This window comes from Salipiger marinus, assembly GCF_035481585.1.
GTDB lineage: Bacteria > Pseudomonadota > Alphaproteobacteria > Rhodobacterales > Rhodobacteraceae > Salipiger > Salipiger marinus.
The window spans coordinates 398532-418140 of record NZ_JAYKSL010000001.1 but is presented as its reverse complement, the minus strand read 5'-3'; the positions used below and the strand labels follow the sequence as shown (position 1 = coordinate 418140).

Annotated in this window: 20 protein-coding genes and 1 pseudogene; 12 read left to right on the top strand and 9 right to left on the bottom strand. The window is 62.7% G+C overall.

Annotated elements, in window-relative coordinates; genetic code table 11:
* Positions 1-89: 89 nt before the first annotated feature.
* The 12 genes and pseudogenes from VK682_RS02125 (at position 90) to VK682_RS02070 (ending at position 14715) form a co-directional block, all read left to right on the top strand.
* Positions 90-1388, top strand: coding sequence for a flagellar hook protein FlgE (locus tag VK682_RS02125; protein WP_089847470.1), 1299 nt, complete (start codon positions 90-92; stop codon positions 1386-1388).
* Positions 1389-1421: 33 nt separating this feature from the next.
* Positions 1422-2882 carry a flagellar hook-associated protein FlgK gene (gene flgK / locus VK682_RS02120; protein WP_230794879.1) on the top strand — a complete coding sequence of 487 codons (1461 nt, stop codon included), beginning with the start codon at positions 1422-1424 and terminating at the stop codon, positions 2880-2882.
* Positions 2883-2893: 11 nt separating this feature from the next.
* Complete coding sequence (locus VK682_RS02115; RefSeq protein ID WP_324781361.1) at positions 2894-3892, top strand: flagellin; 999 nt, start codon at positions 2894-2896, stop codon at positions 3890-3892.
* Complete coding sequence (locus VK682_RS02110) at positions 3892-4998, top strand: flagellar basal body P-ring protein FlgI (RefSeq protein ID WP_089847465.1); 1107 nt, start codon at positions 3892-3894, stop codon at positions 4996-4998. The genes VK682_RS02115 and VK682_RS02110 overlap by 1 nt, the downstream gene beginning before the upstream one ends.
* A gap of 78 nt (positions 4999-5076) precedes the next feature.
* The gene (gene motA / locus VK682_RS02105) at positions 5077-5946 is read left to right on the top strand and encodes a flagellar motor stator protein MotA (RefSeq protein ID WP_089847463.1); all 870 of its coding nucleotides are present in this window, start codon (positions 5077-5079) and stop codon (positions 5944-5946) included.
* Positions 5943-8156 carry a hypothetical protein gene (locus VK682_RS02100; RefSeq protein WP_324781360.1) on the top strand — a complete coding sequence of 738 codons (2214 nt, stop codon included), beginning with the start codon at positions 5943-5945 and terminating at the stop codon, positions 8154-8156. Before motA ends, VK682_RS02100 begins: the two co-directional genes overlap by 4 nt.
* 76 nt (positions 8157-8232) lie before the next feature.
* The gene (locus tag VK682_RS02095; protein ID WP_324781359.1) at positions 8233-8940 is read left to right on the top strand and encodes a transglycosylase SLT domain-containing protein; all 708 of its coding nucleotides are present in this window, start codon (positions 8233-8235) and stop codon (positions 8938-8940) included.
* A 2-nt stretch (positions 8941-8942) separates the two neighbouring features.
* A complete protein-coding gene (gene flhA, locus VK682_RS02090) occupies positions 8943-11024 on the top strand; it encodes a flagellar biosynthesis protein FlhA (protein WP_324781358.1) in 2082 nt (693 codons plus the stop codon).
* The gene (locus tag VK682_RS02085) at positions 11021-11788 is read left to right on the top strand and encodes a flagellar biosynthetic protein FliR (protein ID WP_324781357.1); all 768 of its coding nucleotides are present in this window, start codon (positions 11021-11023) and stop codon (positions 11786-11788) included. The genes flhA and VK682_RS02085 overlap by 4 nt, the downstream gene beginning before the upstream one ends.
* Before the next feature lie 4 nt (positions 11789-11792).
* Complete coding sequence (locus VK682_RS02080; protein WP_324781356.1) at positions 11793-12887, top strand: EscU/YscU/HrcU family type III secretion system export apparatus switch protein; 1095 nt, start codon at positions 11793-11795, stop codon at positions 12885-12887.
* Positions 12884-13333 carry a hypothetical protein gene (locus VK682_RS02075; RefSeq protein WP_324781355.1) on the top strand — a complete coding sequence of 150 codons (450 nt, stop codon included), beginning with the start codon at positions 12884-12886 and terminating at the stop codon, positions 13331-13333. Before VK682_RS02080 ends, VK682_RS02075 begins: the two co-directional genes overlap by 4 nt.
* A gap of 326 nt (positions 13334-13659) precedes the next feature.
* Positions 13660-14715: pseudogene (locus VK682_RS02070) on the top strand (integrase core domain-containing protein).
* A gap of 312 nt (positions 14716-15027) precedes the next feature.
* On the opposite strand, the gene VK682_RS02065 reads toward VK682_RS02070, so the two are convergent.
* The 9 genes from VK682_RS02065 to VK682_RS02025 are packed head-to-tail and all read right to left on the bottom strand — an operon-like array spanning position 15028 to position 19608.
* On the bottom strand, positions 15028-15561 hold the full coding sequence (locus tag VK682_RS02065; RefSeq protein ID WP_324781354.1) for a flagellar basal body-associated FliL family protein: 534 nt from the start codon (positions 15559-15561) through the stop codon (positions 15028-15030).
* 10 nt (positions 15562-15571) lie between these two features.
* Complete coding sequence (gene flgH / locus VK682_RS02060; protein ID WP_324781353.1) at positions 15572-16300, bottom strand: flagellar basal body L-ring protein FlgH; 729 nt, start codon at positions 16298-16300, stop codon at positions 15572-15574.
* 3 nt (positions 16301-16303) lie between these two features.
* On the bottom strand, positions 16304-16720 hold the full coding sequence (flgA, locus tag VK682_RS02055; protein WP_230794875.1) for a flagellar basal body P-ring formation chaperone FlgA: 417 nt from the start codon (positions 16718-16720) through the stop codon (positions 16304-16306).
* Positions 16717-17502: a flagellar basal-body rod protein FlgG gene (gene flgG / locus VK682_RS02050; RefSeq protein ID WP_230794873.1), complete on the bottom strand. Its 786-nt coding sequence runs from the start codon at positions 17500-17502 to the stop codon at positions 16717-16719. Before flgG ends, flgA begins: the two co-directional genes overlap by 4 nt.
* Positions 17503-17514: 12 nt before the next feature.
* Positions 17515-18225, bottom strand: coding sequence for a flagellar hook-basal body complex protein (locus VK682_RS02045; RefSeq protein WP_324781352.1), 711 nt, complete (start codon positions 18223-18225; stop codon positions 17515-17517).
* A gap of 1 nt (position 18226) precedes the next feature.
* Positions 18227-18496 (bottom strand): flagellar biosynthetic protein FliQ, encoded by a 270-nt coding sequence (locus VK682_RS02040; RefSeq protein WP_089852364.1) that lies wholly within the window; start codon positions 18494-18496, stop codon positions 18227-18229.
* Positions 18497-18499: 3 nt separating this feature from the next.
* Positions 18500-18802 carry a flagellar hook-basal body complex protein FliE gene (gene fliE / locus VK682_RS02035; protein ID WP_230794871.1) on the bottom strand — a complete coding sequence of 101 codons (303 nt, stop codon included), beginning with the start codon at positions 18800-18802 and terminating at the stop codon, positions 18500-18502.
* A gap of 21 nt (positions 18803-18823) precedes the next feature.
* Positions 18824-19216, bottom strand: coding sequence for a flagellar basal body rod protein FlgC (gene flgC, locus VK682_RS02030; RefSeq protein WP_230794869.1), 393 nt, complete (start codon positions 19214-19216; stop codon positions 18824-18826).
* Positions 19217-19230: 14 nt separating this feature from the next.
* Positions 19231-19608 (bottom strand): FlgB family protein, encoded by a 378-nt coding sequence (locus tag VK682_RS02025; protein ID WP_230794867.1) that lies wholly within the window; start codon positions 19606-19608, stop codon positions 19231-19233.
* Position 19609 lies beyond the last annotated feature (1 nt).

Sequence of the window (19609 nt, the reverse complement as noted above, 5' to 3'; positions counted from 1 at the left end):
TTGGATTTTAGCTGTTAGCGGCCCATTAAGCTGCCGCGCGTATCTGTTGCCGGGACATCTCGAAACCGCGACAGCAGAAAGGCGTGTCCATGACCATTTCGTCGTCCCTCAACGCGGGCGTTTCAGGGCTTAGCGCAAATGCCAGCCGACTGGCGAGCATTTCCGACAATATCGCCAACGCCTCCACCTATGGCTACCGGCGGGCAGAGACAGAGTTCAATGCGATCGTGATGAACAACACGGGCCGCAGTTTTACCGCGGGCGGGGTGGTTTCGCAGAACCTGCGGCTGGTGGACCAGAAGGGGGCGCTGGCCACGACCAGCAACGCCACCGATCTTGCGGTCAGCGGCAAGGGCCTGCTGCCCGTGGTCGCGGGACCGCAATATGACCGCAACCCCGCCAGTCCGGAGATGCTGCTGACCTCCACCGGCTCGTTCCGCGTCAATGACGAGGGGTATCTGGCCAATGAGGCGGGCTATTACCTGATGGGCTGGCCCGCCAACCTTGATGGCAGCATCCCGGCCTTCCCGCGCGATACGGTGGGCGGGCTGGAGCCGATCCAGTTCAACCGCGCCCTTCAGGGGGATCCGACCACCAGCGTCGCGATGACGCTGAACCTGCCCGCCACTGGCACCATGGCGGGGGCCGATGGCGCGTCGGAAAACTTGTCCATCGAGTATTTCGACAATCTTGGCGTGTCGCAGAACATCAGCCTGACCTTCACCCCCACGGTCCCCGCCACCGGCACTTCCAATGAATGGACGCTGGTGATGGAGGATTCGGCCTCTGGCGGAACGGTGGTTGGCGAATACACCCTGACCTTCGACGACAGCCGCACCGGCGGCGGTCGACTGCTCTCCGTCGCGACGGTGACCGGCGGCGCCTATAACGCGGCGACCGGCCTTGCCACGGTCACGGTGGCAGGGGGACCCATAGAATTCGACCTTGGCGCGGTTGGCGGCACCACCGGCCTGTCGCAGCTTTCCGACAGCTTCACCCCGCTCTCCGTGGTCAAGGACGGATCCCCGGTCAGCAGCATGATCTCGGTCGAGGTCGATGGCAGCGGCTATGTCAGTGCGCTTTATGACAGCGGCATTTCCAAGACGCTGTATCAGGTGCCGCTGGCGGATCTGCCGAACGTGAACGGCATGATCGCGATGGACAACCAGACCTTCAAACCCTCTTCCGACAGCGGCGCCTATTTCCTCTGGGATGCGGGGGATGGCCCCACCGGCGAGATCAAATCCTTCTCGCGGGAGGAATCCGCGACCGATGTGGCGCGCGAACTGACCGACATGATCAAGACGCAGCGCGCCTACACGTCCAATGCCAAGGTCATCCAGACCGTGGACGACATGTTGCAGGAAACCACCAACCTCAAGCGCTGACGCGCTGCAGAGCCCATGAATGGAGGCCGCTGAATGTCGCTGACCGGAGCCCTTTCCAACGCATTGAGCGGCCTTACCGCAAACAGCCGCAAGGCGGGACTCGTCTCGTCCAACATTTCCAACGCGACGACCGAAAGTTATGGCCGCCGGGTGCTGGAGCTGTCGCCGCGCAGCAGCGGCACCTCCGGAGGGGTCTGGATCGAAGGGGTCGTGCGGCTTGAAGATGCGGCGGTGCTGTCGGATCGCAGGCTTTCCGACGCACAGTCGGGCTTTGCCGACAGCCTGCAGTCCTATGCCACTCAGGTGGAGACCCTGTTTGGCGCAAGCGGCGCGGCAGGGTCGCTGACCGAACGTTATGCCACGTTCGAGAACGCGCTGCTGACGGCATCCAGCGATCCGGCCTCGACCCAGCGGCTGGATGCCGTGGCGCTGGCGGCGCAGGATCTGGCGGCCAAGCTGACGGTCATCAGCGCTGGCGTGCAGTCCGCCCGGACCGAGGCGGATACGGCCATCGCGACGCAGGTCGAGGCGCTGAACAGTGCCCTGTCACGGGTCGACCGGCTGAACGTGGCAATTTCGGACACGGTGCTGCGCAATGGCGATGCCTCCTCGCTGATGGATGAACGGCAGCGGGTGATCGACAGCGTGTCCGGCATCGTGCCGCTGCGCAGTGTCCAGCGCGACCGGGGCATGGTGGCGCTTTACGCGGGATCCGGCACGGTGCTGCTTGATCCCGACATCAACAGCGCGCCTGCGGTTCTTGGCTTCACCCCCGTGGCGACCGTCACCAGCGACATGACGCAGGATAACGGGCTGCTGTCGGGCATCACCCTGAACGGCAAAGCCATTCGCGCCAGCAATGCCGGACCGCTGGGGGGAGGCACGCTGGGCGCGCAACTGCTGATCCGCGACGAGGCCGGGGTGGCGACGCAGGTGGCGCTGGATGCGCTGGCCCGTGATCTGATCGACCGTTTTGGTCCGGGCGGCCCGGATGCCACGCTTGGCGCCACCGATGCGGGGCTGTTCACCGATGCCGGGCTTGCTTTTGATCCGGGTGACGAAACCGGCATCGCAGGCCGGATCCGCATCAACGCGCTGGTCGCCCCGGGAGGTGCCGGATCCTGGCGCCTGCGCGACGGGCTCGGCGCCGCCGTGACGGGGGCCGTGGGGGATGCCACGCTGATCAATGGTTATGCCGATGCGCTGGAGGCGCTGCGGACCCCGGCGTCGATCGCGCTGGGCACTGGACCCAAGAGCTTTGGCCAGCATGTGGCGGATCTGCAGTCGCAGGTGGCGATGTCGCGCGTCCGGGCCGACTCCGAACAAAGCTTCAGCCGCGCCCAGAATACGGCGCTGCGCGAGCTGGAGCTGTCCAAGGGCGTGGATACCGATGCCGAGCTGCAGGACCTGATGCTGATCGAACAGCATTACGCCGCCAATGCCCGGGTGATGACCGTCGTCGACGAACTGATGCAGAGACTTCTGAACATCTGAGGAGAGCGGGAATGAACACTGTCGGAGACATGGCGCGCACGCTGCTGCTGCGGACGCATCACACACGGCTCAACCGCGAGATGGATCAGCTGGGGGTCGAGCTCGCCACGGGGTTCGTCCGCGATCCGGCCACCCATCTGGCGGGGGATGTCACCGGTCTGGTCGCCATTGACCGCACCCTCGCGCAGCTGGAGGCCTTTCGTCTCAATACCGCGGAAGCCTCGCTGCTGGCGGGGACGATGCAGACGACGCTGTCCGAAATCCAGACCCGCGCCGAGGCCGTCTCGCAGGTTCTGCTTTCGGCGGCGTTGACCCCGTCGTCAGAAATGCTCTCCACCCTGTCGGAAGAGGCGAGCAATGCGTTTGGACAGATGGTCAGCGGCCTGAACCGGGGGATTGGCGGCCGCTATCTTTTTGCCGGAACCACGACCGACACGCCTCCGCTGGCGGATCCGGAGGCGATGCTGGCCGATCTGCGCGGCGCGCTTGCCGGAGAAACGACGGTGGCCGGGGTGGATGCCGCGCTCGACGCATGGTTCGGTTCCGGCGGCGGGTTCGAGACGATGTGCTATCTTGGATCGCAGGACGGTCTTGCGCCGCTGCGGCTGAGCCGGACCGAAACCGCGGCCCTGGACATCCGCGCGGACAATCAGGTGTTCCGGGACGTCCTGAAGATGATGGCCAAGGCGGCGCTCGCCACCGATCCGACGCTTGGCCTGCCTCTGGAGGTGCAGACGGGACTCATGGCGAAAGCGGGTCGTGATCTGCTGCAGGCGCAGGCTCCGGTGGTGGAACTGCGCGCGGGCCTTGGCGCGCTGGAAGCCCGGATCGAGGAAACCACCACGCGCAATGCTGCCGAGACCACTGCGATGAGCCTCGCCCGGCTGGATCTGGTGGGGATCGACCAGTTCGACACCGCCGCCCGCTACGAAAACACCCGCTCCCAGCTGGAGGCGCTTTATGCGATTACCGTGCGTTCCTCACGCATGTCGCTGACGGAGTTCTTCTGATGCGACGGCTTCTGCTGGGCGTGACGCTGGCGGTTGCGGCCATGGCGGGGCAGACCGAGGCGCAGGCGGTGCGGATCAAGGATCTGGTGGAGGTCGACGGCGTCCGCGCCAACGATCTGGTGGGCTACGGGCTGGTGGTCGGGCTGAACGGCACGGGCGACGGTTTGCGGAACGCACCGTTCACCGAAGAAATCATGCAGAATATTCTGGAACGGCTCGGGGTGAACGTCACCGGAGAGCAGTTTCGCCCGCGCAATGTCGCAGCCGTGTTTGTCACCGGGCGACTGCCGCCATTTGGCCGCGCCGGTGGCCAGATCGACGTGACGGTGTCGGCAATCGGGGATGCCAAAAGCCTGCTGGGGGGAACGCTCATCATGACGCCGCTCAATGCCGCGGATGGTCAGATTTATGCCGTGGCGCAAGGGACGGTGATCGCGGGCGGGGTCGAAGCCGAAGGTGATGCCGGTCGTGTGGTGCAGGGGGTGCCGACCTCCGGGGTCATTCCCGCCGGGGCGCGGATCGAACGCGAGGTGGATTTCGAGTTTCAGGATCTGTCCACCTTGCGGCTGGCGCTGCGCGAGCCGGACTTTACCACCGCCGCCCGGATCGAAGCGGCGATCAACCGGGCGGTGGGGCGGCGTGCGGCCAACATGACGGATGCCGGCACCGTGTCGGTCGACCTGCTCAGCACGGGCGCCAGCTCTCCCGCCCGGGCCGTCGTGGCGATTGAGAACCTTGCGGTGGAACCGCAGCGCCGGGCACGGGTCGTGGTCGACCAGAGGTCGGGCACAATTGTCATGGGGGAAGATGTGCGGATTTCCCGGGTTGCCGTGTCGCAGGGCAACCTGACGCTGCGCATTCAGGAAGCGCCGATCGTGGTGCAGCCCAACCCCTTTGCCGAAGGCGAGACCATCGCCGTGCCCCGCACCGAAGCGGATATTGTCGAAGAGCCCGGCATCGGGCTTGCGGAAGTTCCGGGCGGCACCAGCCTGTCAGAGGTCATCGCCGGGCTCAATGCGCTGGGTGTGTCCCCGCGCGACATGATCGACATTCTGAAAAGCATCAAGGCCGCAGGCGCGCTGCATGCGGAATTCGTGGTGATGTGACGCTGAGCTCGCCGCGAAAGGCCATCTTAACGGTCGGCGGTCTATCCGGTTACGAAGGCTGATTTAGGAGCTGCCCAGATGCTGGGAATCATCGGGATCGTTGTGATCTTTGCCATGGTGTTCGGCGGCTACATTGCCGCTGGTGGCAAAATGGCGATCATCATCAAGGCGCTGCCTTTCGAGATGATGATGATCGGGGGGGCCGCCGTGGGCGCCTTTCTCATCGGGAATGACGGGAGCGTCGTCAAGCATACGCTCGCGGATATGGGCAAGGTCTTCAAGGGGCCAAAATGGAAGACCTCTGACTACAAGGACCTGCTCTGCCTGTTGTTCGAACTGATCCGCCTTGCCCGACAAAGCCCGGTCGCCATCGAAGAACATGTGGAATCGCCCAAGGACTCGTCGATCTTTTCGCGCTATCCGAAAATTCAGGGCGACAAGCTGGCGATCGAACTGATCTGCGACACCATGCGCTCCATGTCCATGAATTATGACGATCCCCATCAGGTCGAAGAGGTTCTGGACAAGCGCATTGAGGCGGTGGAGCATCATCGCATGCATTCCAGCCACGCCTTGCAAAGCATGGCGGATTCTCTTCCCGCCCTTGGCATCGTGGCTGCCGTGCTCGGGGTCATCAAGACCATGGGCTCCATCGACCAGCCGCCGGAAGTGCTGGGCAAGCTGATTGGCGGTGCCCTGGTCGGGACCTTTCTGGGGGTCTTCCTCGCCTATGGGTTCGCCGGGCCATTTGCCGTAAAGGTGAAAGCGGTTGTCGAAGAGGATCTGCATTTCTATCAGCTGATCCGAGAGGTGCTTGTGGCCAACCTGCACAACCACGCCACAAACATCTGTATCGAGGTCGGTCGTCAGAATACTCCGGCGCATTTCCGCCCCAGCTTTGTCGATCTGGAAGAGGCGCTGAAATCCGTCAAGCAGGAGGCGGCATGATCCGCATCCTGAGGGTCTCCATTTTCCTGTGGCTTCTGGCTTCGGCAGCTGGAGCACAGACGGTGTTGGTCCGGTCTGGGGAACATGGGGACTTCACCCGGCTTGTGCTGGACCTGCCGACCGGGGTCGAAATCACTGTCGCACCCTTGGCGGACGGTGGCGGCACGCTGCTGAAACTGCCCGGGCCGGGATATCGTCTCGACACATCTCAGGTGTTTGACCGCATCACCCGGACGCGGATTGCTTCCGTGACAGCCCTTCCGGACGGGGCAGGGCTGGACATCCGTTTTGGCTGCGCCTGTGGCACACGGCTGTTCCGCGCGGGCGACCGCATGATGGTGCTGGATGTGGGAGAATCTTTGCCGAAGGCACAGGATGTGGTGCCATCAGACGGAAATTCTGCTCCGGAAACCGGGATGCTCTCGGAAGTTCGTCTGGGGGCCGATCCGGGGATTGGTCCCAGACAGGTCGAAAACCCGCTGATGCCGGCACCCTTCTTTCAGGACCGGATCCGGGCGGAGGAAGATACCCGGATGCTGACCGATTTGACGGAGTTCGAACAATCACTGGCGCAGCAGGTGGCCAGCGCCGCCACTCAGGGCCTGCTGGAGACGGTGCTTGATCCGCGGCTGCTTGCACAACCGCCCAGCCCTTCGAAGCCGCCGGCTGCCCTGCCTCAGAAAGCACGGGAGCATGTGGGAGCTTCGCTCGTCCCGTCACAGCCAAGCGATCCGGAGCAACGCATAAGGCTTGGCGGTCAAATCCCGTGCACGGCTGACTCGGCGCTGGATCTGTCCGCGTGGGGCGGAGAGGCTGACACGCCGCTCGACAGCCATATTCCGGCACTGCGCAGCAGGCTCTATGATGGTCGTGACCGGCTGGATCGCGAGGTGATGCATGATCTGGTCCGCGCCTATCTGTCCATCGGCTTCGGGGTGGAAGCACGGGCTTTGCTCGCGCTTGATGAGCAGCGCCCGCCCGAACTTCTTGCGGCGCTTGCGTTGATTGTTGACGGCAAGCAGGGTGATCTTGGCGCCTTTGACGGTCAGACCGAATGCGACGGTGCTGCAGCTTTGTGGTCGGTTCTTGCGGGTGGCAACGGTGCCGACCGGGCCGAGATCAATGATGCCGCCGTCCTGCGGGCTTTTGAAGCGCTGCCTTTGGTGCTGCGCGATCTGCTGGGACCTCAGCTCGCGACCCGGTTAGCTCAGGCGGGGCACGAAGATACCGCGCGGAACGTGCTGTCTCGTCTGCAGCGGGCCACCGGCAGCGTCAGCCAGGAAATGCAGTTCACAGGAGCGCGGATCGATCTTCTGTCCGGAGAGATTGAGGCTGCAAAATCGGTGCTCGACTCGTTCACCCATGAAAATGGGCCGCGCACCGCAGAGGCCGTGACCGCCGCGATCGAAGTTGCGACGCAGCAGGGGGCTCCGGTCCCGGCACGCCTGACAGACCTTTCCGCCGCCTATCTGACAGAGCTGCGCAAGACCGAACAGGGCCCGGATATTTGGCTGGCACATGTGCGTTCGCTATGGGCCAACGGGCAGTTTCAGGAAGCAGTAACGGAGCTTCTGCAGACCGACGAAATTCCGGACGCCACACTGGCGAAAGCCGCTTCGGAAGTGGTGCTGGCGATGGCCGAAAAGGCGGAAACGCCGCTTTTCCTGCGCCATGTGCTTGACCCGCACGTGTTTGCGCTTCCTGGTCTTGACGGGGATGTGTCGCTTGATGTGGCGTCGCGCCTTCTGGATCTGAATTTGCCCGACAGTGCGGACCAGTGGCTGGGGAGATATGCCGCCGAGCCGGAGGACAGGCGCAAGGCGCTGCTGCTCGCCCGCAGGCATCTGGCAGGCGGCGAACCCGAAGCAGCGGAAATTGCGCTGATCGGGTTGCAGGGTGAAGACGTTTTGGCCCTGCGCGTCCAAGCCCGCGAAATGATGCAGGACTTTACCTTTGCAGCCGACGCCTTCGCCCGGCTGGGCCGCAGCGACGAGGCGCAGGATGCGGCTTGGCTGGCAGGGGACTGGGCGGCCTTGGAAAATGGCGCAGAACCGACCTATGCCGCCACTGCCGACCCCGTTCGATCTGAGCTACCGGATCTTGAAGCCGCGCCCATCACCTTGGCGCTTGGGGAAACGCTCGCCGCGTCTGGTGCAGAGACGTTGCAAACGCTGCGAAGCCTGCTGGAAGAAACGCGGCTTCAGGACTGAGACAGCCAAGCCAGATACCAAATTTCAACCACTCTGGCGGTAAAGCTTGGAACATATCGCTAACAAGGGGATTGAGATGATCAACTTCGCCGCTGTGCTGCTTGTGCGGCATCGCTTCTCCAGCAGGGCGGTGATGTGTCTGGCGGGGATGCTCCCTATGTCCCCTTTTTCCGTTTCTGCGGCGGTCCCGGCCGGGTCCGTCTGTGATCAGGCCGCCGCGGAGGCGTCGGTGCAAAGCGGCGTGCCACTCGCTGTGCTTATGGCGCTCTCGCGTACGGAAACTGGTCGGCTGAAGGACGGACAGGTGCAGCCCTGGCCCTGGACGGTCAATGTCGAGGGGACGGGAGCATGGTTTCCCTCCGAGCCGGAGGCGCTTGCTCATGTCCGCCAGCATCTGGAGGAGGGCAGGCGCAGCATCGATATCGGATGTTTCCAGATCAATCATCGCTGGCATGCTGACAAGTTTCCCTCGCTTGATGCCATGTTTGCACCGGTGGAAAATGCCCGCTATGCGGCGCATTTCCTGTCAGAGCTTTACGCCCGCACGGGAGACTGGACCGAGGCGGCAGGGCTCTATCACAGCGGCACTCCCGAGCTTGCGGCCCGGTACAAGGCCCGGTTCACACAGATTTCTGCCGAACTCGATGCCGGATCCCGCCGGATGGTGAGTGCCGCGCGCCAGAATGACTATCCTCTGCTGCGCGCAGGAGGGGAGCGGGCGCTGGCGTCCCTGACGCCGATTTCTGTCCGGATTCGCCCGCTGATCGCGCGGGAGACACAGTAGATATGGCGGGCCGCTCCGACTCCTACTTCCGGCCGACAGTGTTTCTTGCTGTCGCGTTGATGGCGATCATCGTGATGATGATCCTGCCCATGCCTTCCTGGGTGCTGGATATCGGTCTTGCTGCCTCATTCGGCGTGGCCATCCTGATCTTTACCGTCACGTTGTTCATCGAACGTCCGCTCGACTTCTCTGCCTTCCCGACCATCCTGCTGGCATCGCTGATGCTTCGGCTGTCGCTCAATGTCAGCTCGACCAAACTTATTATCGGTCAGGGACATACCGGCACGGGCGCTGCGGGTGAGGTGATCGAGGGGTTCGCGAATTTCGTCATGGGCGGCAGCGTGTTCCTTGGTCTGGTGGTGTTTGGCGTGCTGCTGATCGTCAACTTCACGGTAATCACCAAGGGCGCGGCACGGATGGCCGAAGTTGGCGCGCGCTTTGCCCTTGATGCAATGCCGGGCAAACAGCTTGCCATCGACAGCGACATGGCAGCTGGCGCCATCGACCACGCTGAAGCCAAACAGCGCCGCGAGCGGGAGCAGCAGGAAACCACCTTTTTCGGCTCTCTCGACGGCGCCTCGAAGTTCGTCAAAGGAGACGCGGTCGCAGGGCTGCTCATCACTCTGCTGAACCTTGTGATGGGAATGGTCATGGGAATCTTCGGGCATGGCATGGCCGTGTCCGACGCTTTTGAAACCTACGCGATTCTCACCGTCGGGGACGGTCTGGTGTCGCAGATTCCCGCGGTCATCATTTCCATCGCGTCGGGTCTGCTTCTTGCGCGGGGAGGTGCCACCGGCGCTACCGACGTGGCCATGATCAGCCAGCTGGCGCGGCATCCCGCCGCGCTGGGGACCGTCGGAGTGCTGATGGCCCTGTTTGCGCTGGTGCCCGGCCTGCCGTTCCTGCCTTTCATGCTGGGCGCGGTCATCCTGTCATTTGTCTCTTATCGCCTGTCGCGGCAGCCCGTCGCGACGGCTGCGACCGGACCCGCTGAGCTGATACCGCCAGCGCCGCGTGAAAAGCCGATCGGAGACATCCTGGATGTTGATGACATCCATGTGGAATTCGCGCCTGATCTGGTGAACATGGTTCTGGATCCCGGAACTGGTCTGGATGTCCGGATCGCCAACATGCGCCGTCACATTGCTTCCGGCTTTGGCTTGATCCTGCCCGAGATTCGCCTGACTGACGCCCCGGCACTGGCGACCGGTGTCTATGTCATCCGCATCCATGGGGTGGAGGTGGCGCGCGGCGAGCTCAACCCCGATCTGGTGCTTGCGCTCATGCTTGATGACAAGCGGCAGCTGCCCGAGGGGCGGGATGTGACTGAACCGGTCTATGGTGCGCCCGCCCGATGGATCCGTCCGCTTGATCAGGATCGGGCGGCCATCACTGGCGCAACCATCGTAACTCCGACCGAGGTTCTGGCGACCCATCTGCTGGAAGTTATCAAGCGGAATTTTGGCAGGCTTCTTACGTTGAAATCGCTTCGGCGCATTCTTGATGAGATGGTCTCGCTCAGCGACAAATCGCGCGCGGAGGCAAACCGGCGCCTGCTGGACGAGCTCATTCCTGACAAGGTGCAGATCGATACACTGCACGCGACGCTTCGCCTGCTTCTTGAGGAACAGGTCAGCATACGCAACCTGCCCCTCATTCTGGAGGCGGTGGCCGAGGTCCGGGGACATCACTCAACTCCGGAGGCCATCTGCGAACATGTCCGACAGCGGCTTGGCTTCCAGCTTGTCGCCGCCATGCGGAGGGAGGACGGAACGATTCCATTGATCCAGCTCGCCGCGGAATGGGAAGATACCTTCAACACCTACCAGATCGACGGCGGGCGCGGTGCCTTGGATGTCGCATTGCCGCCCGAAGCGTTTGAACAGCTGACCCGCAACATTGCTGACGAAGTGGCTCAGGCCAGCGCACGGGGGGTCTTTCCAGCGCTTGTCATTTCGTCCCGGCGCAGGCGCTTTTTGCGAACTCTCATGGCCGCAAAGGGGATCGCAAACCCGGTGCTTTCCTTCGAGGAAATTGGCATCGAAGCGCGTCCCTCCCTGGTTGGTGTGGTGGCCGCATGACGGCGCTGGAGCAGGCATTTCCGCAGCTTTCTCACGGGCTGTGGCTCGGGTTTCTGGTTTTCCTGCGCATTGGGGCTATGCTGACCGCATTGCCTGGGCTTGGCGAGCAGTGGCTGTCGGTGCGTATTCGTCTTGTTCTGGCAGGATTGCTTACCGCCGCTGTTCTGCCAGCGGTTGAACCGTTCTTTCCCGAGGCTGAGCCGGCTCTGGAAGTCTTTATGCCTGCGCTTCTGACAGAAACCGTGTCCGGTCTGCTGCTTGGTCTGACACTGCGGCTTTTCGTGTTTGCCTTGCAGATGGCCGGGACAATTGCCGCTCAGGCCACCTCCCTGTCACAGCTCCTGGGAAACAGCACCAGCGAACCCCTTCCCTCAATCGGACATATCCTGACGTCGGCGGCACTGGCACTGCTGATGCTCACGGGTTTTCATGTGAAGGCTGCTGTTTTCCTGATTCTGTCCTACGAAATCCTGCCACCGCTCACCTGGCCATCACCGGGCGCGGTCGCGGAAGCCGGTCAGGCCGAAGTCGCTCGAAGCTTTGCCCTCGCCTTCACTCTGGCGGCACCCTTTGTCATCCTGTCAGCGCTGTATAATCTGACCTTGGGCTTCATCAACAAAGCCATGCCGCAGCTGATGGTGGCTTTTGTCGGCGCTCCAGCAATCACTTTCGGCGCCATTGCGCTTCTGGGGCTGGCTGCCCCCCTTCTGCTGGCGGTCTGGCTGGATCGGGTCGACGCCTTTCTGTCCAATCCGTTCTGGTGAAGTCATGGCAGCGGATGATGACGGCGAAAAATCTCATGACGCGTCGCAGCGAAAGCTGGAAGACGCGCGAAAAAAGGGGGAGATTCCTCGATCTGCGGATCTTCTGACGGCCGCCGCCTATTCCGGGCTGGTGGTGGCCGCCCTGGCTATGGGCGGGCAGTCGCTGGAGTCATTTGGCGAGTCGCTACTGCCTATGCTGGATCAGCCTGAAGAACTGTCAAAAGCGCTGTTTGGCGGTATGGCGACAGCCGCCACCGCGGGGCTGCTGCAATCGACAACGACGCCGCTCTTGTCATGGCTGGGGCTTCCGCCGCTTCTGGTAGGGTGTGTGCTCTTTGCCAGCCGTGGTGTGACGGTGACGGCCTCACGGCTTGCACCGAAGCTTAGCCGCATCTCTCCGCTGGAAAACGCGCGCAACAAATTTGGTCGGCGCGGACTCTTCGAGTTTATGAAGAGCTTTGTGAAGCTGGTCATCTATGCTTCGGTGCTTGGGATCTTTCTGTCCAACCGCCTTGATCAGATGATGGGGTCGCTTGGCGGAACTCCGGGACAGGTTACGATGCTGATGGCCGCTTTGCTGACCCAGCTTCTGGTTCTGGCGGCCTTGGTTGCAATGACTTTGGGCGTTCTGGATTTCCTCTGGCAGTATGGAGAACATCTCAGACGGAATCGTATGTCCCATAAAGAACTTCGGGATGAATTCAAGGAATCCGAAGGCGATCCGATGTTCCGTCAGCACCGCAGGGCACGCGCACAAGAGATTGCCATGAATCGGATGATGCTGGACGTCCCGAATGCCGATGTGGTCATCGTTAACCCTGTTCATTACGCCGTGGCGCTGAAATGGAGTCGAAAACCGGGCGAGGCGCCCATATGTGTGGCGAAGGGTGCGGACGAAATTGCGCGTCGCATTCGTGAAATTGCGGAGGAGCATGGAGTTCCAATCCATTCGAATCCCCCCGCCGCCCGCGCTCTGTTTGCCTCCACAAAGATAGGGCAACAGATCAGCCGGGATCATTATCGCGCCGTCGCTGCCGCGATCCGGTTTGCAGAAGAGATGCGGCAAAAATCGAAGGCAGTCCCAGGAGGCGCGCGATGACCGGAAAAACATCAGACCTTGGCGAGCTGCGCCACATCACCTCGCTGCTACGCGCGCGCGCGCTCGAAGATGTGCGTCGTGAACGTCTGGAAGAAGACCGGCTGCGGGCGGAGCAGGGAGAGATTGACAGAATGCGGGAAGCGGCACGTTCTGCGGCGCAAGCTGTGTCTCTGCAGCGCCTGATCGGCGCAGATACACTGTGGCAGGGCTGGCTGACCAGCCGACGGATGGAGATCAACCGGCAGATGGCCATGGTGCGCGCGCGCCAAGCCCACCACCTCGCGGTTGCCCGCCTCGCGTTCTCGCGCGACGAGGCGGTGGCGTCTCTGCAGTCCCGCGAAAGGCAGGCCCGACAGTCAGATGCAGAACGGCAACAGGCTCAGAAACTGGAGGCGCTGCTGTTCCTGCGGCGGCTTCAGGCCTTGGATCAGGCCGAGACATCATGAACGTTGCGAACTGGCTCGGCCCGTGGTCTCCCCGGCACTGTTCGTGCGAGGGTTGTGGGTCCCGGAGTTCAAAGAGGGTGAGGGGCCTTGTGCAGGACGGCATGTTCATTTGGCATGGGGACGAGTTGCGCCACTGGGGCAGGACCCGCACTGACACGATCATGTGAGTAAGCTGTCGGAAAATATGGAAGAGAATGCGTGGAGATGCGCGTGTCAAGATCGACATTAGCTGAACAGCATTCAATTCGCCTAATCCGTTTGACCTGCCCCCCGCGAAATCGCTCACCTCAATGTAGAGTCCTCGGCACCTCTGAAGGAGCAGACGAATGCGAAAGAGCCGTTTCACCGAGGCGCAGATAATCGGGATGATCAAGGAGCAGGGTTCAAGCGTTAAGCGATTGATCCAGTGGATCAATCGTAGCGCAGAATGGGATGCCGATTGCGGAAGTATGCTGCAGGCACGGCCTGAGCGCCGCAACGTTCTACAAGCTGACGTCCAAGTATGGCGGACTGGAAGTGTCCGAAGCTACCCGGCTGAAGGCCCTCGAGGATGAGAACGCCCGGCTCAGCGCCTGCTGGCGGACACGATGCTGGACAACGTCGTGCCGAAGGATCTGCCGGGAAAGAACTGACGACATTGACCAGGCGGCGAGACGCGGTGCTCCGGGTGATGCGGGATCATGACATCTCGTAGCTCAGGGCCTGCAGGCTGATCGGTGTCGATCCCAAGACGCACCGCGCGTAAACGCTCGCCGGATTTCGCTGACATCCGCAAGGGAGATGCAGGACATTGCCGACAAGCGGCGTCGGTTCGGCTATCGTCTGCTGGAGCGCAAAGACGTGAACATGACCCACGTCGGAGCCGGATCAGAAAACGATCCGGGGAATCGTTTTCCCTGTGGAACGCTCGACCGGATATATCGGGAAGAAGGGCGATCGGCGAAGCGTTGGCGGGGCCGCCTGCTGCGCAATTTGTGGGCTGCGCAGGCGGCCATAACCTTCAACGGCGCGTCATTCCCAACATACCACGGGTCGAGTTCACCAGTCGGGCGATCCTGAAGTTCGTGGATGGTCGCAAGTTTGACTGGCATTAATTCGCACCCTGAAAACCGACCCAGAATGCCTTTATCGAAAGCTTCAACGGCCGCCTGCGGGACGAGTTTTTGAACGAGGAGATATTCGACGGCCGGGATGATGTACGGCGGAGGCTCGCCCTGTGGCGCTACGACTATAACACGGTCAGGCCGCACTCCTCGCTGGGCAACCAGACACCGCAACAAGCGCGCCGAAAGCATGAGAAATTTGAAGGCTCTGCGCCCGGCGCGCTTGCGTCTGACAGAGCACGCGAATGCCAAAATCCAACCTGCAGCCTCTCGCTATGAATGAGGGGCCCTTAGGGGGCAGGTCACGATCAGCGCATCATAATCCCCAGAGATGCTCGCGAGGAGTGAACCATGTTCTGCACAGTGGCTTGAAGGCCGACGTCTTCAGCGGCCTGAATCCTCAGTAGGCTCTGCTAACTCGGGCACGGTGCGTTCACCCTGCGACATCTCCAGCGCCTCGCGGGACGGGGTTTTGTACCGGAATTCTTCATCAATTAGATCTTTATTTCCTCGTCCTGGAGGGTCAGAAAACTTCAATCATAGCTTTCTTCTCTGACTTCTTGCCGGGTGTAGCTCAGAACTTCAGCTGACTCAGCTGTCCTGCCTTGCGATGTCAGTCACCAGAACGTCGATGACACGGGGGCCGAGGGCGTTTCGGGCGGATTCGAACAGGATGCGGCGCAGCACATCCATTCGGTGCGCTTCGGTGAAATTTCCGTCGAAGCCGCCGATATTGGCGTGATCAAATAGGGCGCGCAGGAATGCGTCCCGCAGCTTTGGCTCCTGCGCATAGATCACCTCGGTGCTGCCCGCCGTCGCCTCGATGCTGATGGTAAGCACCACCAGCGCGGATACCCGCTGCTGCCCGACGACGGGGATGATGAACTGATTGCTGAGCTTTACAAATTCGCTGGTCGTCCCTTCCGCCGCATGACCGTCTTCGGCATGGGCGTCCTCTTTGGCGGGCGGGGCAGCGTGACTGTCTTCACCGTGACCTTCCTCGCCTGTGGCGGGTTCGACTTCTGTAGCCTCCTCCATGGGAGGTGCGGGGGCCAGCATCAGACCGGCGCCAATTCCGGCCCCTGTTCCGAAGAGCGCAAGAAGGACGGGCAGCAGCTTTTTCATGTGCTGACCCTCAGAACGGCAGGATCACGTCAAGCACCTGCTGCCCGTAGCGCGGTTGCTGGACATCCGTAATCTGCCCACGTCCGCCATAGGACACGCGGGCCGAGGCGATCTTGTCATAGGTGATTTCATTCTGCCGGGAGATGTCTTCAGCACGGACATAGCCGCTGACCAAAAGTTCGCGCAGTTCGAAATTCACCCGCACCTCCTGAGACCCTTCGATGGCCAGAACGCCATTCGGCAGGACGCTGGTGATGGTGGCCGCCACCCGCAGGGTCAGTTTTTCGTTGCGCCGGACGGTGCCATTGCCGTTGGCGCTGCTCTGACCGCTGACATCCACGGCCTCGGACAGCGAGGCTCCGTCGGGCAGCTTCGGGTCATGTCGCTGCGGGATGCCAAAAAGCTGTGGAAGCCCCATGGTCTGCGAGCCGGACCGGGATCGCGCGGTGCTGTTGGACATCTCTGCCTCCTCATCGATTTCGATGACCACAGTCAGAATGTCGCCCGCCTTCACCGCCCGCCGGTCCCCCAGCAGGGAGCTGCGCTTGCCGCTCCACAAGGAGGCATTGTCGGACAGCCGGTCGGGCAAGGTCAGGTCGGGCTCCGCGGCATAGGCCATGGCGGCATGTTCCGGGCCGGACGCCTTGGGGGTGAAGCTTGGCGGCTTGCCAAGGTGATCCAGACTGCTGCAGCCGCTGGCGGCAAAGAGCCCGATCAGAACAAGGGAAAAACGGGTCATGACTTACTCACCGGCAACATTGATGGCCCCCTCCGGCGTGATGGTGCCGGTCAGGACAGTGCGGGACGACAGGTTCATCACGCGGACCCGGTCGCCCGCCCCGCCGCGGGCCAGCGCGCGCCCTTCGGTGACGATGAAGAGCCCGTTGCGGGAAAACACCAACTCGACGATCTGGTTGCGGTCCACAAGGGCGGGCGGACCAAACGCGTCCAGCCGCAGGGCCTGTCCGGGATAGACGGTCACCCGCGCTTCGAGCCCGATCACCTCTTCGAAGCGCGTCGCGATGCCGGGGACGGTGCCGGGATCAAGCCGCAGCGCATCAGGGGCCACGATCTCCTGCGCGCGGATGGTGCGGGTGGCGACCACCGTATCGGCGCCAGCGCCGGTGGCGGCCAGCAGAAGCAGCAGGCGCAGCATCATCGCACCTGCACGGTGGCGCCGAGCATCTGGTCGGCGGCGGAAATCACTTTGGAATTGAGCTCGTAGCCGCGCTGCGCCTCGATGAGTTCGGTGATTTCATAGACCGGATCAACCGAGCTTTCCTCCAGATAGCCCTGCCGCAGCGTTCCGAGCCCCTCCTGCCCGGGGGTGGTCTGCAGCGGCGCGCCAGAGGCTTCGGTTTCGGTGAAGAGGTTGCTGCCAATGGCCTCCAGCCCCTTGGGGTTGGTGAACCCGACCAGCGTGAACTGCCCCAGCAGCTGCGCCTCCACGGTTTCGGAGAAATAGGCGTAGACTTCCCCTTCGGCGTTGATCGTGATGCTCTGCGCATCTTCCGGAATGACGATTTCGGGTGAAACGGGCAGGCCGTCAGAGGTGACGATCATGCCTTCGCCGTTGCGTTTCAGCCCACCATCCCGGGTATAGGCCGCCTCGCCAGAGGGCTGCGTCACCTCCAGATAGCCGCGGCCTTCGATGGCGATATCCAGATCGCCATTGGTCGCGGAAAGACCGCCCTGGGCGAGGTTGACCGACACGGCAGCGGGTCGCACCCCCAGCCCCAGCTGCACACCGGTGGGCAGGACAGTGCCATCGGAGGCGCTGATGGTGCCCGCCCGCGCCACCTGCTGATAGTGCAGATCGGCAAATTCGGCACGGCGGGCGTTATAGCCGGTCGTGCTCATGTTCGAGAGGTTGTGCGAGATCACTTCGACCCGCATCTGCTGGGCGCTCATGCCCGTGGCGGCGATCTTGAGGGCGCGCATGGTGGCTGGTCCTTATCTGATGAAGGCCTTGATGGCGGTTCGGATGCGGTCGTCTTCGCCTTCCAGAAAGCTCTGGCCCATTTCATAGGCGCGCTGGACTTCGATCATGCGGGAGATCTGCAGGATCGGATCGGTGTTGGAGCTTTCCAGAAACCCCTGCATGACCTTCGGGGCCTCCACCGGCTCCACCCCTTCGGCGGCGGCAAACAGCACCCCGCCTTCGCGGGTGAGCCCGCGCAGGTTCACGGGCTGGACCACGCCGATCTGGCCGATGGGACGGCCCGCGCTGCTGAGCGTGCCGTCCTGTGCGATGGCCAGATCGCTGGCATCGGGCGGCACGAACAGCGGCGCACCGCCCGCGTCCAGCACCGGGAAGCCATCGGGGGTCACCAGATCTCCGGCATTGCTGAGCGCAAACGCCCCCGCCCGGGTCAGCCTTTCCCCCTGCGGGGTCTGCACCATGAAGAACCCGTCGCCTTCGAGGGCCAGATCCAGCTGCCCCCCGGTGCGGGTCAGGGTGCCTTGGGCAAAAGAGGTGTTGCGCACATGCGCGGCACTCATCGAGACGGAGCCTTCGCGGGTGTCGCGGACATATTCCGAAAAGATGATGCCCTGCTGGCGATAGCCCGTGGTGGCGGCGTTGGCGACGTTGTTGGCGATCATCTGCATTTCGCGCAGCAGGCCCTGCTGCCGCGACAGCGTGGTGTAGCCCGTGGTTTCCATCTCAGCCTCCGGCAATCATCGGCAGGATCCGGCCCTGAAAGAAGCCGATCAGCGTGTCGGTCATGAAGCTCATGGAGATCCAGAACACCGCGACGATGGCCATGAGCTTCGGCACGAAGGTCAGCGTCATCTCCTGAATCGAGGTGAGGGCCTGAAAAAGACCGATCCCGATTCCGGCCACAAGGGCTGCGCTGAGGATCGGCACCGAGGTGACGGTGGCCACCCACAGCGCCTGCCGCAGCGTGTCGTAAAAGACGGTCTCGTTCAGCATGGTCTAGACCGGCATCCGCAGGATTTCCTGATAGGCCTCGACGACCTTGTTGCGCAGCGTGACCACGGTTTCGACCGCCAGTTCGGACTGTGCCAGCGCCTGCACCAGCGCATGGGGGTCGGCATCGCCGGTCATCGCCGTGCTGGCGTTGGTCTCTGCCTGCAGAAGGGTTTGTTGGAACTCCTCTGCCGCAGCGGCAAAGGTTTCCTTCACGGTGCCGGTGCCGGTGCCGGTGCCGGGCTGCGGTGTCATGGCGGGCAGGGTGGCCGCGTATCGCTGCGCGGCATAAAGCGATCGGATGTCCATTCTGGATACCTTTTCAGTGGGTTAACGACGCAGAAGATCCATGAGGCTGGAGGACATCTGCCGGGTCTGTTCGAACATCTTGAGGTTGGCCTCGTAGCTGCGCTGCGCCTCGCGCGCGTCGGCAAGTTCCACGATCAGGTCGACATTGGACCCGTCATAAGTGCCCGCCTCATTCGCCAGAGGGTGGCCGGGGTCATAAACCTTTTCCAGATCGCTGCGGTCAAAGCCGATCCGTCCCGGTTCCACCCGGGCCAGTCCGCCGGGACCGGAGCGATCCAGATCGAAGGGGATGGTCTTGCGGTGATAGCCCGGCGTATCGACATTCGAGATGTTTTCGGACAGCACGCGCAGCCGTTCAGACTGCGCCCGCAATCCGCTTGCGGTTACCGACAGGGCTTCGGAAAAAGCGCTCATGGCAGGTCTCCGGATCAGCGGCCAAGGCTGGCGCGCAGCAGGTTGAGGTTGGACCGATAGATGGCCAGCGCCCGGTCATGGGACCGCATCGCCTCTGTCGCGGTGACCAGTTCAAGTTCGATGGAGACGGTGTTTCCGTTCGGATCCTCCGCCTCCCGCCGGGTTTCGGGGTCGGCGGCACCAGGCGCGGAACCGCCGTGCAGGTGGCTGTCGCGGGTGGCGCGCATGCCGGACCCCTCCGTGCGGAGCGTGCTGGCGAAATCCGGAATCTCCAGCGCGCGATAGTCGGGTGTATCGGCATTGGCGATATTCTGGGCGCTGAGCGCCTGCTGCGTGCCCGCATGTCGGGCCATGGCGATGGCCGTCCTGAACACGTCCAGTGATTGGAACATC

What these genes read in the sequence shown, in the direction of transcription:
- flgH (WP_324781353.1), bottom strand. Translation starts at nt 16,300, where the DNA reads ATGACCCGTTTTTCCCTTGTTCTGATCGGGCTCTTTGCCGCCAGCGGC.
- flhA (WP_324781358.1), top strand. Translation starts at nt 8,943, where the DNA reads ATGGCGGGCCGCTCCGACTCCTACTTCCGGCCGACAGTGTTTCTTGCT.
- VK682_RS02110 (WP_089847465.1), top strand. Translation starts at nt 3,892, where the DNA reads ATGCGACGGCTTCTGCTGGGCGTGACGCTGGCGGTTGCGGCCATGGCG.
- flgC (WP_230794869.1), bottom strand. Translation starts at nt 19,216, where the DNA reads ATGAGCGCTTTTTCCGAAGCCCTGTCGGTAACCGCAAGCGGATTGCGG.
- VK682_RS02065 (WP_324781354.1), bottom strand. Translation starts at nt 15,561, where the DNA reads ATGAAAAAGCTGCTGCCCGTCCTTCTTGCGCTCTTCGGAACAGGGGCC.
- VK682_RS02080 (WP_324781356.1), top strand. Translation starts at nt 11,793, where the DNA reads ATGGCAGCGGATGATGACGGCGAAAAATCTCATGACGCGTCGCAGCGA.
- VK682_RS02125 (WP_089847470.1), top strand. Translation starts at nt 90, where the DNA reads ATGACCATTTCGTCGTCCCTCAACGCGGGCGTTTCAGGGCTTAGCGCA.
- flgG (WP_230794873.1), bottom strand. Translation starts at nt 17,502, where the DNA reads ATGCGCGCCCTCAAGATCGCCGCCACGGGCATGAGCGCCCAGCAGATG.
- VK682_RS02115 (WP_324781361.1), top strand. Translation starts at nt 2,894, where the DNA reads ATGAACACTGTCGGAGACATGGCGCGCACGCTGCTGCTGCGGACGCAT.
- VK682_RS02100 (WP_324781360.1), top strand. Translation starts at nt 5,943, where the DNA reads ATGATCCGCATCCTGAGGGTCTCCATTTTCCTGTGGCTTCTGGCTTCG.
- VK682_RS02025 (WP_230794867.1), bottom strand. Translation starts at nt 19,608, where the DNA reads ATGTTCCAATCACTGGACGTGTTCAGGACGGCCATCGCCATGGCCCGA.
- VK682_RS02095 (WP_324781359.1), top strand. Translation starts at nt 8,233, where the DNA reads ATGATCAACTTCGCCGCTGTGCTGCTTGTGCGGCATCGCTTCTCCAGC.
- fliE (WP_230794871.1), bottom strand. Translation starts at nt 18,802, where the DNA reads ATGGACATCCGATCGCTTTATGCCGCGCAGCGATACGCGGCCACCCTG.
- flgK (WP_230794879.1), top strand. Translation starts at nt 1,422, where the DNA reads ATGTCGCTGACCGGAGCCCTTTCCAACGCATTGAGCGGCCTTACCGCA.
- VK682_RS02045 (WP_324781352.1), bottom strand. Translation starts at nt 18,225, where the DNA reads ATGGAAACCACGGGCTACACCACGCTGTCGCGGCAGCAGGGCCTGCTG.
- motA (WP_089847463.1), top strand. Translation starts at nt 5,077, where the DNA reads ATGCTGGGAATCATCGGGATCGTTGTGATCTTTGCCATGGTGTTCGGC.
- VK682_RS02085 (WP_324781357.1), top strand. Translation starts at nt 11,021, where the DNA reads ATGACGGCGCTGGAGCAGGCATTTCCGCAGCTTTCTCACGGGCTGTGG.
- flgA (WP_230794875.1), bottom strand. Translation starts at nt 16,720, where the DNA reads ATGATGCTGCGCCTGCTGCTTCTGCTGGCCGCCACCGGCGCTGGCGCC.
- VK682_RS02040 (WP_089852364.1), bottom strand. Translation starts at nt 18,496, where the DNA reads ATGCTGAACGAGACCGTCTTTTACGACACGCTGCGGCAGGCGCTGTGG.
- VK682_RS02075 (WP_324781355.1), top strand. Translation starts at nt 12,884, where the DNA reads ATGACCGGAAAAACATCAGACCTTGGCGAGCTGCGCCACATCACCTCG.